The organism is Bradyrhizobium sp. USDA 10063 (assembly GCF_054063735.1).
This window is the reverse complement of sequence record NZ_JBSSGP010000002.1, coordinates 2,676,834-2,692,952: the sequence shown is the minus strand read 5'-3', so window position 1 is coordinate 2,692,952 and position 16,119 is coordinate 2,676,834. Positions and strand designations below refer to the sequence as shown.

The window sequence follows — 16,119 nt, the reverse complement described above, 5'->3', positions numbered from 1 at the left end:
AACGAAGACGATGGAAACGTTCGATTATGTGATCATCGGCGCGGGCTCCGCCGGTAGCGTTCTCACCAATCGCTTGAGCGAGGATGCCGGCACCACGGTGTGCGTGCTCGAAGCGGGCCCCAAGGACTGGCACCCCTACATCCATCTGCCGGCCGGCTTCATCAAGACGTTCCACATGAAGAGCGTCAACTGGGCCTACCAGCAGGAGCCGGGCCCCTGGACCGGCGGCCGCAGCATCTATGCGCCGCGCGGCAAGACGCTCGGTGGCTCGTCGTCGATCAACGGCCACATCTACAATCGCGGCCAGCGTCAGGATTTCGACACCTGGGCGCAGCTCGGCAACCGCGGCTGGGGCTATCCGGACGTGCTGCCCTATTTCAAGCGGATGGAACGCCGCGTCGGCGAGTGTGACGATACCTATCGCGGCCGCGACGGCAGCCTCACCGTCACCACCATGGACTGGCAGGACCCGCTCTGCGAGGCCTTCATGGAAGGCGCCGTCAGTCTCGGCATTCCGCGTAATCCCGACTACAACGGCGCGATCCAGGAAGGCGTGTCCTACTGCCAGCGCACGATCCAGAACGGCCTGCGCATGAGCGCGGCGAAAGCGTTCCTGCATCCGGCGCGCAAGCGGCCGAACGTCGATGTGCGCACGCATGCGCATGTCACCAACATCATCTTCGAGGGCAAGCGCGCGGTCGGTGTGCGCTACTTGAGGGGAGGGCGCGGCGGCGAGCCGGTCGAGGTGCGCGCGAGCAAGGAAGTGATCCTTTCCGGCGGCGCCTATAACTCGCCGCAGGTCCTGCAATTGTCCGGCGTCGGTTCGCCGGAACTGTTGCAGTCGCACGGCATCGAGGTGCGCCACGCATTGCCAGGCGTTGGTGAGGGATTGCAGGACCATTACGCGCCGCGCTCGGTCGCGCGCGTCAAGAACATCAAGACCATCAACGAGCTCCGGCGTGGCCTCAGCCTGTGGGTTGAGGCGTTGAAATGGGCGACGACGCGGCGCGGCCTGCTGTCGCTGTCGCCGACCATGGTCTATTGCTTCTGGCATTCCGGCGAGACCACGGAGAGCTCGGACCTCCAGCTCACCTTCACGCCCGCGAGCTACAAGGAGGGCGTGCAGGGCCAGCTCGAGGACGAGCCCGGCATGACGGTCGCCTCCTGGCAGCAGCGGCCGGAGAGCCGCGGCTACGTCCGCATCCGCACCTCGGATCCGTTCGCGCCGCCGATCATCCAGACCAACTATCTCGTCGAAGAGCTCGATCGTCGCGTCGTCGTCGCCGGCATGAAGCTGGCGCGCCGCTTGCTGAAGTCGGCGCCGCTTGCGCCCTATTACGATTACGAGGATTTTCCTGGCCCGACCGTGCAGACCGACGACGAATTCCTGGCGGCGGCGACCGAGCGCGGCACCACGACGTTCCATCCCGGCTGCACCTGCCGGATGGGTCCGGCCGATGCCAGATGGGCCGTGGTCGACGACCAACTCCGCGTCCATGGCTTGCAGGGCCTGCGCGTGGTCGACGCCTCCATTATGCCGCGCATGATCTCCGCCAATCTCAACGCCTCAACGATGATGATCGCCGACAAGGCCTCCGACCTGATCCGCGGCAAGCAGGCGATGGAATCGGTGAAGTTTCCCGAAATGGCTTGAGTAGACTTTGGGACGCGCTCGAACGCTTCCCCTCATCCTGAGGAGCGCGAAGCGCGTCTCGAAGGATGAGGCCACCGGCGGGGCCTCATGGTTCTCCCGGCGATGCGAAGCATCGTCCGGAGACGCCGCTACGCGGCTCCTCACCATGAGGGTCTAACTGTACACGAACGCCTTGTCCGTCAGATCGATCGTCGGAAAACTCGTCCTTCTCGGCCCAGTAGTCCTGGTTGTGCTGCCATTCCGGCTTGTCGCCGCGCTTCGGCAGCAGATGCATGCCGCGCAGCATGTAGCCGGGGTTGAAGTTCTCCTCGTCGATCCACGGCAGGATCGGCATGTTGTGGTCCTCGGCGCGCAACGCCGGCGTGACCTTCTTCGCGCCCGTTTCCTTCATGTACGTGAGCAGGCGGCAGACGAAGTCGGCGACGAGGTCGACGCGCAGCGTCCAGCTGGCGCGGAAATAGCCGAACACCCAGACGAGATTAGGCACGCCGGTGAACATCATGCCGCGATAGGTCACGGTATCGGCGAAATCGAGCGGCTTGCCGTCGACCTCGAATTCGATGTCGCCGGTGGCGCAGAGATTGAAGCCGGTCGCAGTGACGATGATGTCGGCCTCGAGCTCCTTGCCGGACTTCAGCAGGATGCCCTTCTCGGTGAAGCGTTCGATCTCGTCGGTCACGACCGACGCCCTGCCGGGCCTTGATGCCCTGGAACAGGTCGCCGTCCGGAATGAAGGCGATGCGCTGCCGCCACGGGCGATAGCGCGGTGTGAAGTGGGTTGCGATGTCATAGTCCTTGCCGAGATAGGCTTCGACCGCGGACAGCAAGTCCTTCTTGGCCTCTTCAGGTTTCTCAAACGTCTTGCGGGTGAAGGCGTCCTGGTCGAACAGGATCTTGCGGCGGGTGATCTCGTGAATCCATTTCTCGTCGACCTGCAACTGCCGCAGTTGCTCCGCGATCTCGATCGCGTTGCGGCCGGTGCGGAAATAGGTCGGCGAGCGTTGCAGCATGGTCACATGGCCGGCGTCCTTGGCCATCGCCGGGATCAGCGTCGCGGCGGTGGCGCCGGAGCCGATCACGACGACGCGTTTGCCCTTGTAGTCGAGATCCTCCGGCCACTTCTGCGGATGCACGATCGGGCCCTTGAACTTGGCCATGTCCTTCCACTCGGGCGTATAGCCCTCGGCATGGCGATAGTAGCCCTGGCACATCCAGAAGAAATTGGTGGTGAAGCGGAAGTGTTCGCCGGTGTCGGTACGCGTGGCGTCGATGGTCCAGAGATTGGTCTCGCTCGACCATTTCGCCGATGTGATGGTGTGGCGATAGCGGATGTGGCGCGCGAGGTCGTTCTCCTCGATCACCTCGCCCATATATTTCAGGATCTCGGCCGCGGTTGCGATCGGCGCGCTGGTCCACGGCTTGAAGCGATAGCCGAAGGTATGGAGATCGCTGTCGGAGCGGATGCCGGGATAACGGTGCGTGCTCCAGGTGCCGCCAAACGTCTTCTGCGTCTCCAGCACGACGAAGCTGGTCCCTGGGCATTGCGTGGTCAGATGGTAGGCGGCGCCGACGCCGGAAATGCCGGCGCCCACGATCAAAACATCGAAATGCTCAGAGGTGACGGGCTCGGCGGCGCGTATCTGTGTCTGGACGTTCATCTTCCCCGCTCTTTGTTGTTTTGTTGGTATTTATTGTTTCGTCGGCATATTGCGCGAAGCGCCGGGGTGCTCCCCGGCGCTTCGTAAATCGTCAAGTCAGACTTCGCGGCGGCTCAGGAACGCCAGCCGTTCGAACAGGTGCACGTCCTGTTCATTCTTGAGCAGCGCGCCGTGAAGCGGCGGAATCAACTTGCGCGGATCGCGCTCCCGCAGCATCTCCGGCGTGATGTCCTCGTTCAGGAGCAGCTTCAGCCAGTCGAGCAATTCGGAGGTCGACGGCTTCTTCTTCAGGCCCGGCACTTCCCGTACCTCGAAGAAGATGCGCAAGGCCTCTTCCACCAGGCGCTTCTTGATGCCGGGGAAATGCACGTCGACGATCTTTTCCATCGTGTCGGCATCGGGGAACTTGATGTAGTGGAAGAAGCAGCGGCGCAGGAAGGCGTCCGGCAATTCCTTCTCGTTGTTCGAGGTGATCATCACGATCGGGCGGAGCTTGGCCTTGATGCTCTCGCCGGTCTCGTAGACGAAGAACTCCATGCGATCGAGCTCGAGCAGCAGATCGTTGGGGAATTCGATATCGGCCTTATCGATCTCGTCGATCAGCAGCACCGGGCGCTTCTCGTTGGTGAAGGCTTCCCACAGCTTGCCGCGCTTGATGTAGTTCTTGATGTCCGAGACGCGCGCGTCGCCGAGTTGGCTGTCGCGCAAGCGCGACACCGCGTCGTATTCGTAGAGGCCTTGCTGCGCCTTGGTGGTGGACTTGATGTGCCAGGTCAGAAGCGGTGCATCGAGCGCCTTGGCGACCTCTTCTGCCAACACCGTCTTGCCGGTGCCGGGCTCGCCCTTCACCAGAAGCGGACGCTCCAGCACGATGGCGGCGTTGACAGCGACTTTGAGGTCATCGGTGGCGACATAATCCTTGGTACCCGTGAATTTCATACTACCCCGTCGGAATGAGTTTCAATTTGATACTAATGGAAAAACCAAGCAGGTCTAGCGCGGATTCCAGCGCCTGCACGCAACTGAGGTCATCGCTACCGCCTTGAAATTAGGCGCATTGTTTCCGCCCCGCGGAATGATCCTCACGCCTTGGCGCCGAACCCAAGACGCCACAGTAACGGTCCCGAGTGCCCTTGACGACGCGACCCCGGCGCGCGATCTATGGAACATGTTCCTGCAGTTCTTCACATCGCTGCGCGACGCCCAGGTCCCCGTGACCTTGCGCGAATATCTGACGCTGATGGAGGCGCTCGACGCCGACCTCGCCGAGCAGAGCGTCGAGAATTTCTATTACCTGTCGCGCTCGGCGCTGGTGAAGGATGAGCGCAATCTCGACAAGTTCGACCGCGTCTTCGGCACCGTGTTCAAGGGGCTGGAGAGCCTGCTCGATGCCATGGACAAAGCGGAGATCCCTGAGGAGTGGCTGAAGAAGCTCGCGGAAAAATACCTCACCGAGGAAGAGAAGAAGCAGATCGAAGCCATGGGCTGGGACAAGCTCATGGAGACGCTCCGCAAGCGGCTGGAGGAGCAGAAAGGCCGGCACCAGGGCGGCAACAAGTGGATCGGCACCGCCGGCACGTCTCCGTTCGGAGCTCACGGCTACAATCCCGAAGGCATCCGCATCGGGCAGGAGAAGAACCGCAACAACCGCGCCGTGAAGGTGTGGGACAAGCGCGAGTTCAGGGATCTCGACGGCAATGTCGAGCTCGGCATCCGCAACATCAAGATCGCGCTGCGGCGTCTGCGCAAGTTCGCCCGCACCGGCGCGCCCGACGAACTCGATCTCGACACCACGATCAAGGAAACCGCCAATCACGGCTATCTCGACGTGCACATGCGCCCCGAGCGGCGCAACGCGGTGAAGGTCCTGGTGTTCTTCGATATCGGCGGCTCGATGGATTCGCACATCGAGCAGGTCGAGGAATTGTTCTCGGCCGCCAAGACCGAATTCAAGCACATGGAATATTTCTACTTCCACAACTGCCTCTATGAAGGCGTCTGGAAGCAGAACAAGCGGCGCTTCACCGACCGCACGCCGACCTGGGATGTGCTGCACAAATACCCGCACGACTACAAGGTGGTGTTCGTCGGCGACGCCTCGATGTCGCCCTACGAGATCATGGTCCCCGGCGGCTCGGTCGAGCACGTCAACGAGGAAGCCGGTTCGGTCTGGCTCGATCGCATCATCCGCACCTATCCGCACGCAGTGTGGCTCAACCCGGTGGCGCAGAAGCACTGGGATTACTCGGAATCGACCACCATCATCCGCCGCATCTTCGCCGAGCGCATGTACCCGATCACGATCGAAGGTCTGGAGAATGCGATGAAGGAGCTGGTAAGGTAGGTCTCGTCATTCCGGGGCGCGCGAAGCGCGAACCCGGAATCCATTCAGCTACTTGCGCCGAGCGGAGGAATGGATTCCGGGTTCGATGCTTACGCATCGCCCCGGAATGACAACCAACAACCAAGGGAGAGCCTCATGCCCCAAACCATTCACCGCGGCATCAAGCAGATGATGGACGAGGCCAATGCCGAGATCGAGACCATCAGCGCCACTGATGCGATCAAGATCCTCCCGAACGACGATGTCGTGATCGTCGACATCCGCGATCCCCGCGAGATCGAGCGCGAGGGCAAGATCCCGGGCGCCTTCTCGTGCACCCGCGGCATGCTCGAGTTCTGGATCGATCCGGCGAGCCCCTATGCCAAGCCGATCTTCCAGGAGGACAAGAAGTTCATCTTCCATTGCGCCGGCGGCATGCGCTCGGCCTTGGCCGCGAAGACGGCGCAGGACATGGGACTGAAGCCGGTCGCCCATATGGGCGGCGGTTTCGCCGCCTGGCGCGACGCTGGCGGCCCGATCGAGAAATGGGAGCCGAAGAAATAAGCTCGTCACACGCGGGCTTGACCCGCGTGTCCATCCTTACAAAGAGCATCCTTTCGAAGAGGATGGATTGCCGGGTCAAGCCCGGCAATGACGATTTGCGAAGCGCCGGAGATTGCATTCATGACCGCCACCGACGACCCGCTCGTCTCCACCGATTGGCTTGCCGCCCATCTCGGCGATCCCAAGATCAAGGTGATCGACGCTTCCTACAAGATGCCGGGCGTGCTGCCGTTGCCGGCGGACGATTTCGTCACGGCCCACATTCCCGGTGCGGTGTTCTTCGACGTCAATGCGATCGCCGACAAGAGCGATCCGCGCCCGCACATGTATCCGACCGCCGAGCAGTTCGCGCGGGACGTTTCCGCGCTCGGCATCTCCTCCGGTGACACCGTGGTCGCCTATGATGCCGGCGGCTGGGTCGCCGCGCCCAGGGCGTGGTGGATGTTCCTGTCGTTCGGCCATCCGAACGTGAAGGTGCTCGACGGCGGCTTGCAGAAGTGGAAGGCTGAGGGACGTCCGACAGAATCAGGTCCTGTCACGCCGAACCCTGGAAAATTCCAGGCCAGGTTCGATCCGAGCTTCGTCCGTAGCAAGGAGCAATTGCTGGACAATATCGAGACCAAGAAGGAGCAGGTGATCGACGCGCGGCCGCGCCCGCGGTTTGAGGGCACGGTGGTCGAGCCTTGGCCCGGCCGGCGCTCCGGCCACATTCCCGGCAGCCGCAACGTTCCCTATGCCGATCTGTTCGACGCCAAGACCGGGGCGATGAAGCCGCTCGATGAACTGCGCAAGGCATTCGCGTCCGCCGGCGTCGATACGGCAGAGCCGATCGTCACCAGTTGCGGCTCCGGCGTCTCGGCGCTGGTGCTGACGCTCGCGCTCTATCGCCTCGGCGTGCGCGGCAGTGCGCTCTATGACGGCTCCTGGGCCGAATGGGGCCTGCCGGACGGGCCGCCGATCGCGACGGGACCTGCTTGATTGCAGGCGATCAGCGCGTCGGGCGCACCATCGTCGGCTGGCCGAACGGATCGAACGTCTGCTGAGGCAGTGCCTGCGGTGGCGCGGGCGGGCGCTGCGCCATGCGCCGGCGTTCCTTGGCACGTTCCGCCCGTGCCCGCTTCTTGGCCGCGCTTTGATCCGGCTTTGCGTCCACGCTTTTTGCTGACGTCGTTTCCTCGACAGTGACCGCAGGGCCGCCCAGCGTGGCGATCCTGGTCGAGGCTGGGCTCTCTCCCGTTGCGGCCGGCACTTCGGGTGCGGAGGGCGTGGCGTCGCTCGCGGGTGGAGCCTCCGCGACCGCCGCAGGCTTGGCTTCCTCGGCGGGAGCAGAGATCTCCATAGCGGGAGCAGGAGTGTCCGTCTGGGCTGCCGTCGGCGGCGCCTGGGGTTCCGGAGCATCGGCCACCGGCAGGCCGGCTGGCGATGCTTCGCTCGAGCCAGCCTCATCCGACTTCACGGCGGCAACCTGGTCGGGCTCGGCCGGCACGGATGCGTCGGTGGTTGGCGCGGTGGGAGCAGGGGACGTCTCGGCGGTTTCCGGCGCCTTTTCCGTCATCTCTGCCGCGGGCGGATCGACACGAAGCATGGCGAGCGTCGGCGGCGACTCCATCGGCAGCGTCTCCTGCGCTTGCGCGAAGACGGGCTCCGGCGGGCTACGTCGCGCCGGGATGTTCGCGACTTCCTCATGGGCAGCCCGTAGAAGCGCGGCGGCGCCCAATCCGAAGATCAGGACCGACGTCGACAGCACGATCGCGGCGAACAGGAAACGAAGGCCGGGAAGCATGGGCGCGGTTCCGTCTTTGCCTAAGTGTTCTTGTGAGCCAGAGGAAACGCGGTGATCACAGGGCAAGGCCGGCTCGCGGGCGGCGAATCAGGCCGATTCGAGGATATCGCAACCAATGTCGGGGAATGACGCCCGTAGTCCCCCGGAATAATTTTTCCTGAATGGTGAGGCATCTTTGCCGCAGCGATCGCGCCTAATCACAAAATGACCGATTCGGGCCGGATTTCGCGGAATTGTCTTGAATGCGCCGCTATCTTCCTTCAACTGCCGTTAACGGTCCGGTGTGGCTTGGGGACTATACAAGAGCGATGATGATCAACCGCATTCTGACGATTTGTGCTGCCGCCGCGTTCGGCGCGGCAGGAATTTCGCTTGCCTATGCGCAGCAGGCCTATCCCGCAGGTCCTGGTCCAGTCTATTCCGCCGCTCCCGGCACCTATCCGCCACCGCCACCCGGCTACGTGCGCGACGACCGCCGGCTGCCGGATTTTGATGTCTTCGAAGAAGACGACGAGGCGCCGAACGGCCAGCACTCGGCGGCGCTGTCGCCGCCCGGCCCCGTGCTTTCACCCAACGATCCCCGCTATGGCCGCCCGATGGGCTCGCCGCCGCCGGTCTATTCCGACCGCAATGTTCCGACCGGCCCTGTCATGTCGCCGGATGATCCGCGGTACGGCCGTCCGGCGGGTCCGCCACCGGTGATCTATGCCGATCGTCCCCCGGCGCAGAACTATAATTATCCTGACCGCAACGACGATCGCGCCATGCGCCCGCCGGAGTCCGTGGGCGCCGCGGGTGGTACGCCCGCCGTGACCGGCGCCGTGCCGCAGCAGCCCCAGGTCGGCAGCGACGGCCGGCCGATGACGGTCGCGGCTCTGCCGCCGGAGGAGCAGCCGGAAGCAGCTCCGGTGCAATTGCCACCGAACCTGCGCCGCCAGGAAGTCTCGTTCGCCACCAAGGAGCCGGCAGGCACCATCGTGGTCGATACCTCGAACACCTACCTCTACTACATCCTGGGCGGCGGCCGCGCGGTCCGCTACGGCGTTCGTGTCGGCCGCGACGGCTTCACCTGGACCGGCGTACAGAAGATCAGCCGCAAGGCGGAGTGGCCGGACTGGTATCCGCCGACCGAGATGATCGAGCGCCAGCCCTATCTGCCGCGCTTCATGGCCGGCGGCCCCGGCAACCCGCTCGGCGCGCGCGCGATGTATCTCGGCTCGACCGTGTATCGCATCCACGGCACCAACCAGCCATCGACGATCGGCAAGTTCGTCTCCTCGGGCTGCATCGGCATGCTGAACGAGGACGTCTCCGACCTCTTCGATCGCGTGAAGGTCGGCACCCGGGTGGTGGTGCTGCCGGGCGGTCCGCCGCCTGGAACCGCCACCGCCTCCGCTGCGCCGCCGCCCGGCGGGCCCGTTGCGGCCGCTCCGGCGCCGACCCAGGCGCAGGCTGCTCCGTTGCCGGGCACGCAGCCCACCGCGGTCCCGCCGCTGCCGGCCCCGGTCACGATTCGCTAGGGCGATTGCAGTTCAATCTTAAAAGGCGCGCCAACAGCGCGCTTTTTTCGTTTTGTTGAACGTAGCGCTACGCTTCGACGTTTGGAGAAGCGATGCTGCATGAAAATCATCTAGCCTATCCGCCATTGAATACGCTCAAGCAGGTGGCTGGCGATGTCTGGATCATTGACGGGCCAGTGATCCAATTTGGCCCGTCCTGGCTCAAGGCGCCGTTTCCCACGCGGGCGACGGTATTTCGCTTGGCAGAAGGAAACCTCTTCATTCACTCGCCGACGCCCCTGGTTCCCGCGCTGAAGGCCGAGATCGGAGAGATCGGAGTTCCGCGCTGGATCATCGGGCCGAACCGGCTGCACTATTGGTGGATACCAGATTGGCGTGCCGCGTATCCGGATGCCCGGGTCTTTCTTGCGCCCAAGACGAAGCAGCAGGGCGGCAGCCGATTGGACTTCGATGGTGAAACGCTCGATCGGACCTCCGGCTATCCCTGGGATGACCAGATGGCGACGCTGCCGATCACGGGAAGCTACATGACGGAAGTCGCGTTCTTCCACAGGCCGTCCCGTACGTTGGTCCTGACCGACCTGATCGAGAATTTCGAGGCACAAAAGATCGAAACGCGCCTTATGCGGTTTCTCATCTGGGCCGGCGGCGTTCGAGATCCCGATGGGAGCACGCCGCGCGACATGCGGCTGAGCTTTTTGCGGAACAAGGCCGCGGTGAGGGCCGCCGTTGAAACGATGATCGACTGGGATCCGGAACGGATCCTCCTCGCGCATGGGCGCTGGTATGGCCGCGACGGCCGCGCCGAGTTACGGCGCGCGTTCCGCTGGATCCTGGCGTCTCAATAAACTGCGTCGTGTTGGCAGGCTTTGCGCGTGTGTCGCATTTGCGTGCTTGAATTCATGGTCGGCCCGATTACGTGCCGGATGGTCGCAACGAACATGGGGACCACGCCATGCGCATCTTTGTGGCAGGCGCCACCGGCGCCATTGGACGGCAACTCGTTCCCGCCCTGATCCTGGCCGGCCATTCCGTGATCGGCACCACGCGAACGCCGGCGAAGGCCGAGGCGATCAAGCAGATGGGCGCGGAGCCTGTCATCGTCGATGGGCTCGATGCACAGGCCATCCGCGCCGCGGTCATTGCGAAGCAGCCCGAGGTGATCGTCCATCAGATGACAGACCTCGCCGCTGTCACCGATCTCCGCCATTTCGATCGCGCCTTCGCGGTCACCAACCGGCTGCGCACCCTGGGCACCGATTTCCTGCTGGCGGCCGCGCGCGAAGCCGGAGTCAGGCGCTTCGTCGCGCAAAGCTTCTGCGGCTGGACCTATGGCCGCGGCGGCGCGCCCGTCAAAACCGAAGCCGATCCACTCGATCCCGATCCGCCGCAGGAATTGCGCCGCACCCTGGAAGCGATCCAGCACCTGGAGCGGGCCGTCACCGGCTCGCAACAGCCGGAAGGAATCGTGCTCCGATACGGATCGTTCTACGGCCCCGATACCGGAATACTGTCGCGGGCGATGATCGATCAATTGCGGCGCCGGCGCGTGCCGATGATCGGCGACGGCGGCGGCTGGTGGTCATTCATCCACGTCGCGGATGCGGCGTCTGCGACTGTCGCCGCGATCGAGCGCGGCAAGGCGGGCAACATCTACAACATCGTCGACGACGAGCCCGCGGAAGTCAGCGAATGGCTGCCGGCGCTTGCGGCGATCGTGGGCGCCAAGCCGCCATTTCATGTGCCCACTTGGCTCGGCCGACTGCTCGCCGGCGAACATATGGTGGCGATGATGACCGAGGTGCGGGCGGGCTCGAACGTCAAAGCCAGGCGCGAGCTCGGTTGGCATCCGTCGCATCCTTCCTGGCGTACCGGCTGTGCCGAAATCGCCGGGCACTCCGACGGGCACAGCGCGGCCGCCTGAAGGATCGCGCGTCGCATCAGAATTCCAGGCCGCCTGCGCTGCTGCGCGCTTGATTGGAAAGGGCCGCATTCTCGAGCCAACCGGCGACGCGCAACAAGTCGCCATCGCGCCCACGAGCTCCTATCAGTTGGACGCCGATCGGAAGCCCCTGACTGCCCCTGAGCAGTGGCAGCGAGACGGTGGGCAGGCCGCAGAGGCTCCATGGCATCGACATGACGCCGGAGCCCGGTCCTTCTTCCAGCCTGGTCGCCTCGCCCGGCGCCGACAGGGTGATCAACGCGTCGTGTTCGATGAACAGAAGCGAGGCCAGTTCGACGAGACGGTCGGCCTGCGCATCGAGCGTGAGGTATTGTGCCGCGCTGACGGTGCGGCCGGCTTCGATGCCCTGCTGCAGCGGCGCGCAATAGCGGCGGATGGTTTCGGCCGGCGCCGAGCCGAAGCGATAGGCGAGATGCGCGTTGAGCAGCCCGAAGGTGACGTCCAGCGCCTGATCGAATTCAACCGGGAGTTCGACCTCCACAGTCGCGGTCGGCAGTGACTGGATGAATGTCTCGAATGCCTGGCCTGCGTCGTCGGCGATCAGCTTCCAGCCCGGCCCCTTCACTACACCAAGACGGGGCGCTGAGGCCGCAGGCTGAACTGCGGCCAATGCGGGATCGAACGCCCCGGCGAACAGGCACAGATCCGAGACCGAGCGGGCCAGCAGGCCGAGATGCGCCATCCGCGGCACCAGTACGTTCGATCCCGCCATCGATGTGAATCCCAGCGAGGGCTTGAACGCGAACGCGCCGCAGAACGACGCGGGAAGGGTGGTCGAGGCGGTATGCTGCGTGCCGAGCGCCAGCGGCACCATGTGGTCGACGACGGCGGCGGCAGAACCCGCCGACGACACGCCCGGCGAGCGCGACAGATCCTGAGGATTGCGGGTCGGGCTCGGATGGTACATCCCGAATTCGGATGTCGCCGTCTTGCCGACAATGATCGCGCCGGCGCGGCGCAGCGCCGCCACGGCATCCCCATCGGCGTTTGGCCGCCAGCCGCGAAGCGTCTCACTGCCATATTCGGAGGGCATGTCGGCGGTGTCGAATACGTCTTTCACCCCGACCGGCAGGCCGTGCAGCACGCCGAGCGGCCCGCCTGATGCGCGGTGCTCGTCCGCACGCCGCGCCTGCTCGCGCGACCGTTCCGCATCGAGGAAGGCCCACGCCTTGACATCAGGCTCACGCGCGGCGATCCGGTCCAGGCAGGCATTCATCAGGTCGACGGCGTTTATGTCGCCGCGTTTGAGCCTGTCGGCCAGCATGCTGGCCGACAGGTGGTTTGGAAGCGCAGGGTCGGTCATCATCGAACTGAGGCTGTGATGCTGCAGCCGGACTCGGCCGCCGGGCGGAACGCGGTCGCGGCGGGAACGGTGGCGATCCGCTCGTAATAGTCCCAGGGCTGCCGGCTCGCCGCCGGCGATTTCACGCGGTAGACGCCGAGGTCATAGGCGACGCGGCCGTTCTGCTGCAGGACGGCCTGCCGCCCGAACCGATCGACCGGAAGCTGGCGCATCTCGGCATTGACGATCGCGGCATCGTCGCTTTTCGGGCTTCTCGCCGCTTTCAGGAAATGCAGCACGCCGGAATAGACGCCGGCCTGTTCGCGGGTCGGCATTCGGCCGTGTTCCTTCAGGAAGCGCAGCGCGAAGTCGCGGGTGCCGTCGCTGTCATTCCAATAGAACCCCGTGGTGATGATCAGTCCCTGCACCGCTTCCAGGCCGAGGCTGTGGACGTCGGTCACGAAAGCGTGGAGCGCCGCGATCTTCTGCGTGCGCATGATGTCGAACTGGCCGGCCTGCTTGATCGCATTGACGGTGTCGGCGCCGGCGCTCGCAAGCGCCACCACCTGCGCGTTCGAGCCCTGGGCGCGCAACAGCAGCGAGGCAAAATCGGCGGTGTTGAGCGGATGACGCGCGCTGCCGAGCACCTTGCCGCCGCGCTCCTGCACCACGGCACTGGCGTCCTTCTCCAGGTCATGGCCGAACGCGTAGTCGGCGGTCAGGAAGAACCAGGACTTCTGGCCCTGCTCGGTCAGCGCCGCAGCCGTGCCGCGCGCCAGCGCGTAAGTGTCGTCGGTCCAATGGGTGACGTAGGGCGAGCAGCGTGCGCCAGTGATTTCGACGCTGGCGGCACCCGATACCAGGAGCGACCGCTTCTTTTCGGTCGCGATCGTCATCAGCGCGAACACCGCGCCCGAATGCGGCAGGTCGACAATGGCGTCGACACCTTGCCGGTCAAACCACTCGCGTGCGATGGCTGAGGCGACATCCGGCTTGTTCTGATGGTCCGCGGTGATGATCTCGATCGGGACCCCGTCGATCGAGCCGCCAAAATCGGCAACGGCCATGCGCGCGGCCTTGATCGAGCCCGGCCCGCCGACATCGGAGACTACGCCGCTTTGATCGCCCATGACGCCAATGACGACCTTGTTGTCCGAGAATTGAGAGAAGGCCGGCGAGGTGAATATCGAGCTAAGTGCAATTGAAATCAGGATTTTCCGGTACATTAGGCTGCTCCCGCTAGGTACGGAGCAGCCTAACAAGTCGCCAAGACACACATGTGACAATGTTGGTACATATGTAACTTGAGGCGCAAGCGACGTAGATATCGGGGTCGATGGGGAAACAGCGTGACCAGACAGGCGACGGAAATCGAAACGTTCGGGCCGGAGGTGGAGAACGGCGACGCGTTGGTCGCCCGCATCTGCTGGCACTACTATAAGGAGGGGCAGACCCAGGACGTCATCGCACAGCACCTGAAAATCACCCGGAAGCGTGTCAACCAGATCCTCGGAGAGGCGCGCGAGCGCGGCGTCGTCCAGATTTCAATTGCCAGCCCCTTCGGTCCTTGCAGCGAACTTGAAGCCCGCCTGGTTGCACGCTTCAAGTTGCGTAACGCCATCGTCGTGCCGGCACCGATCGGCGATACTGATGTCCGCAACCTCGTTGGGGCCGCTGCCGGCCACTACATCTCCGAGCATTTGCCGCCCGCCGGGACGCTTGGCATCACCTGGGGTGGCACGATCAACATGGCCGCGCAAAATCTGCGCCGCCGCGCCGGTGATGGCTGCCGTGTCGTTCTGTTGTGCGGCGGGCTTGCCGAAAGCACGGCGATCAACCCTTACGACAATGCTGCGATGATGGCGCGCGCGTTGGGCGCGACGTGCTACTACGTGACTGCGCCAATGTTCGCGCCGACCGCGCAGCTTCGCGATGCGCTGGTTTCCAGCGAGCCGGTCCGCTCGGTTCTCGCCATGGTAGCGGAACTGGATATTGCGCTGTTCAGCGCCATCGATCTGTCCGAACAATCGAAAGCGCTGGAATATGGCGTGATCTCGCGCCAGACGTGGCAATCGCTGCGCGACGCCGGCGCCGTCGGCGATATCTGCGGCCACTATCTCGACAAGGACGGCAACGAGGTCACCCATCCCCTGACCAGCCGAGTGGTCCATCCGACCATGCGCGATCTGAAGGCGGTGCGCGAGCGCATCCTTGCCGCCGGTGGTCTTCAGAAGCTCCCGATCATCAGGGCCGCGATCCGCGCGGGGCTCGCCGACATCCTCATCACCGACGAGCGGGTCGCGATCGCCCTTTGTGAAGATCGATGATTACGCCAATCGCCGCGGCGGCTCGCCGCCCTTGGTCCAGGTGTCGATGCACTCGACCATCTGGCCGTAGTGGATGCCGAGGCTCTCCTGGGTCGCGTAGCCAAGGTGCGGGGTGAGCACGAGATTCTCGAGCCTGCGGAAGGGATGGTCGACCGGAAGCGGCTCCACCGAGAACACGTCGATGCCGGCGCCTGCGATCTTCTTTTCAGTGAGAACCTCCAGCAGCGCGTTCTCGTCGACGATCGGCCCGCGCGCGGTATTGACGAGATAGGCCGTCGGCTTCATCCGCGCGAGATCGGCGGCGCCGACCAGGCCGCGCGAGCGCTCGCTCAGCACTACATGGATGGTGACGATGTCGGCGGTCGCAAACAATTCCTCTTTGCTGGCATAGCCGACGCCGACCTCCTTGCACTTCTCGGCCGTCAGATTGGGGCTCCAGGCGATGACGTTCATGCCGAACGCCTGTGCGAGCTTTGCTACCCGGCTGCCGAGCTTGCCGAGCCCGACGACGCCAAGCGTGCGGCCCTCGATCTCGACGCCCGCAAAGGTCTGCCAGGGCTCGCCGGCATGCATCCGGGCGTTCTCGCGGCCGATGCCGCGGGTCAGTTCCAGGATCAGGCCGAACGTCAGCGCCGCGGTCGGGTCGCGGCTATATTGCGTGCCGCACAGCACGACCTTGTGGTCCTTGGCGGCGTCCACGTCGATCGCAGCATTGCGCATGCCTGATGTCAGCAGGAGCTTCAGCTTCGGCAGCGCCGCGAACAGTGCGCGCGCGAATGCGGTGCGCTCGCGCATCGCGCAGACGATCTCGAAATCGATGAGCGCGCTCGCGGCCGCCGCCTGGCTCGCAAACGGCTCCCTGAACACGGTGATGTCGACGCGGTCCTTGATCCTGGACCAGTCTGCGACCGAAAGTGACAGGTCGAAATAGTCGTCGAGGATTGCACAGCGCAGCCGCGTCATCGAAGCATCCGTCTCTGGCGAAAAAGGACGGCGAAAATACCGTCAGGAAAGCTCGTCATGGTTGCGCGCAATCGTGGGGTTG

The 16,119-nt window shown here is 64.3% G+C and carries 13 protein-coding genes and 1 pseudogene; 8 read left to right on the top strand and 6 right to left on the bottom strand.

Annotated elements, in window-relative coordinates:
- The first annotated feature begins 10 nt into the window (after positions 1-10).
- Positions 11-1,654: a GMC family oxidoreductase gene (locus tag ACVJGD_RS15160; protein ID WP_456635091.1), complete on the top strand. Its 1,644-nt coding sequence runs from the start codon at positions 11-13 to the stop codon at positions 1,652-1,654.
- 153 nt (positions 1,655-1,807) lie between these two features.
- Here ACVJGD_RS15160 and ACVJGD_RS15155 read toward each other — a convergent pair.
- Together ACVJGD_RS15155 and ACVJGD_RS15150 are read right to left on the bottom strand one after the other, a co-directional pair.
- Positions 1,808-3,312 (bottom strand): annotated as a pseudogene (locus ACVJGD_RS15155) (flavin-containing monooxygenase).
- Between the two features lie 96 nt (positions 3,313-3,408).
- The gene (locus ACVJGD_RS15150; protein ID WP_456635090.1) at positions 3,409-4,251 is read right to left on the bottom strand and encodes an AAA family ATPase; all 843 of its coding nucleotides are present in this window, start codon (positions 4,249-4,251) and stop codon (positions 3,409-3,411) included.
- A 229-nt stretch (positions 4,252-4,480) separates the two neighbouring features.
- Here ACVJGD_RS15150 and ACVJGD_RS15145 point away from each other — a divergent pair, with 229 nt between their 5' ends.
- The 3 genes from ACVJGD_RS15145 (at position 4,481) to sseA (ending at position 7,177) form a co-directional block, all read left to right on the top strand.
- Positions 4,481-5,656, top strand: a complete 1,176-nt coding sequence (locus ACVJGD_RS15145; RefSeq protein WP_456635089.1) for a vWA domain-containing protein — start codon at positions 4,481-4,483, stop codon at positions 5,654-5,656.
- Positions 5,657-5,791: 135 nt separating this feature from the next.
- Positions 5,792-6,199, top strand: coding sequence for a rhodanese-like domain-containing protein (locus ACVJGD_RS15140; RefSeq protein ID WP_456635088.1), 408 nt, complete (start codon positions 5,792-5,794; stop codon positions 6,197-6,199).
- A 120-nt stretch (positions 6,200-6,319) separates the two neighbouring features.
- Complete coding sequence (sseA, locus tag ACVJGD_RS15135; protein WP_456635087.1) at positions 6,320-7,177, top strand: 3-mercaptopyruvate sulfurtransferase; 858 nt, start codon at positions 6,320-6,322, stop codon at positions 7,175-7,177.
- A 10-nt stretch (positions 7,178-7,187) separates the two neighbouring features.
- Here the strand turns inward: sseA and ACVJGD_RS15130 are convergent, their stop codons facing one another.
- Positions 7,188-7,982, bottom strand: a complete 795-nt coding sequence (locus tag ACVJGD_RS15130) for a hypothetical protein (RefSeq protein ID WP_456635086.1) — start codon at positions 7,980-7,982, stop codon at positions 7,188-7,190.
- Between the two features lie 308 nt (positions 7,983-8,290).
- Here ACVJGD_RS15130 and ACVJGD_RS15125 point away from each other — a divergent pair, with 308 nt between their 5' ends.
- The 3 genes from ACVJGD_RS15125 (at position 8,291) to ACVJGD_RS15115 (ending at position 11,426) form a co-directional block, all read left to right on the top strand.
- Positions 8,291-9,502 (top strand): L,D-transpeptidase family protein, encoded by a 1,212-nt coding sequence (locus tag ACVJGD_RS15125; protein WP_456640257.1) that lies wholly within the window; start codon positions 8,291-8,293, stop codon positions 9,500-9,502.
- 92 nt (positions 9,503-9,594) lie between these two features.
- Entirely contained in the window at positions 9,595-10,350 is a 756-nt protein-coding gene (locus ACVJGD_RS15120; protein ID WP_456635085.1) for a DUF4336 domain-containing protein, read from the top strand.
- Between the two features lie 107 nt (positions 10,351-10,457).
- Positions 10,458-11,426, top strand: coding sequence for an NAD-dependent epimerase/dehydratase family protein (locus ACVJGD_RS15115; RefSeq protein ID WP_456635084.1), 969 nt, complete (start codon positions 10,458-10,460; stop codon positions 11,424-11,426).
- 16 nt (positions 11,427-11,442) lie between these two features.
- Here the strand turns inward: ACVJGD_RS15115 and ACVJGD_RS15110 are convergent, their stop codons facing one another.
- Both ACVJGD_RS15110 and ACVJGD_RS15105 read right to left on the bottom strand, forming a co-directional pair.
- Positions 11,443-12,771 carry an amidase gene (locus tag ACVJGD_RS15110; RefSeq protein WP_456635083.1) on the bottom strand — a complete coding sequence of 443 codons (1,329 nt, stop codon included), beginning with the start codon at positions 12,769-12,771 and terminating at the stop codon, positions 11,443-11,445.
- Positions 12,768-13,973, bottom strand: a complete 1,206-nt coding sequence (locus ACVJGD_RS15105; protein WP_456635082.1) for an ABC transporter substrate-binding protein — start codon at positions 13,971-13,973, stop codon at positions 12,768-12,770. Before ACVJGD_RS15105 ends, ACVJGD_RS15110 begins: the two co-directional genes overlap by 4 nt.
- A gap of 123 nt (positions 13,974-14,096) precedes the next feature.
- Here ACVJGD_RS15105 and ACVJGD_RS15100 point away from each other — a divergent pair, with 123 nt between their 5' ends.
- Positions 14,097-15,074, top strand: a complete 978-nt coding sequence (locus tag ACVJGD_RS15100) for a sugar-binding transcriptional regulator (RefSeq protein ID WP_456635081.1) — start codon at positions 14,097-14,099, stop codon at positions 15,072-15,074.
- Here the strand turns inward: ACVJGD_RS15100 and ACVJGD_RS15095 are convergent, their stop codons facing one another.
- On the bottom strand, positions 15,075-16,037 hold the full coding sequence (locus ACVJGD_RS15095; protein WP_456635080.1) for a D-2-hydroxyacid dehydrogenase family protein: 963 nt from the start codon (positions 16,035-16,037) through the stop codon (positions 15,075-15,077).
- Positions 16,038-16,119: the final 82 nt, after the last annotated feature.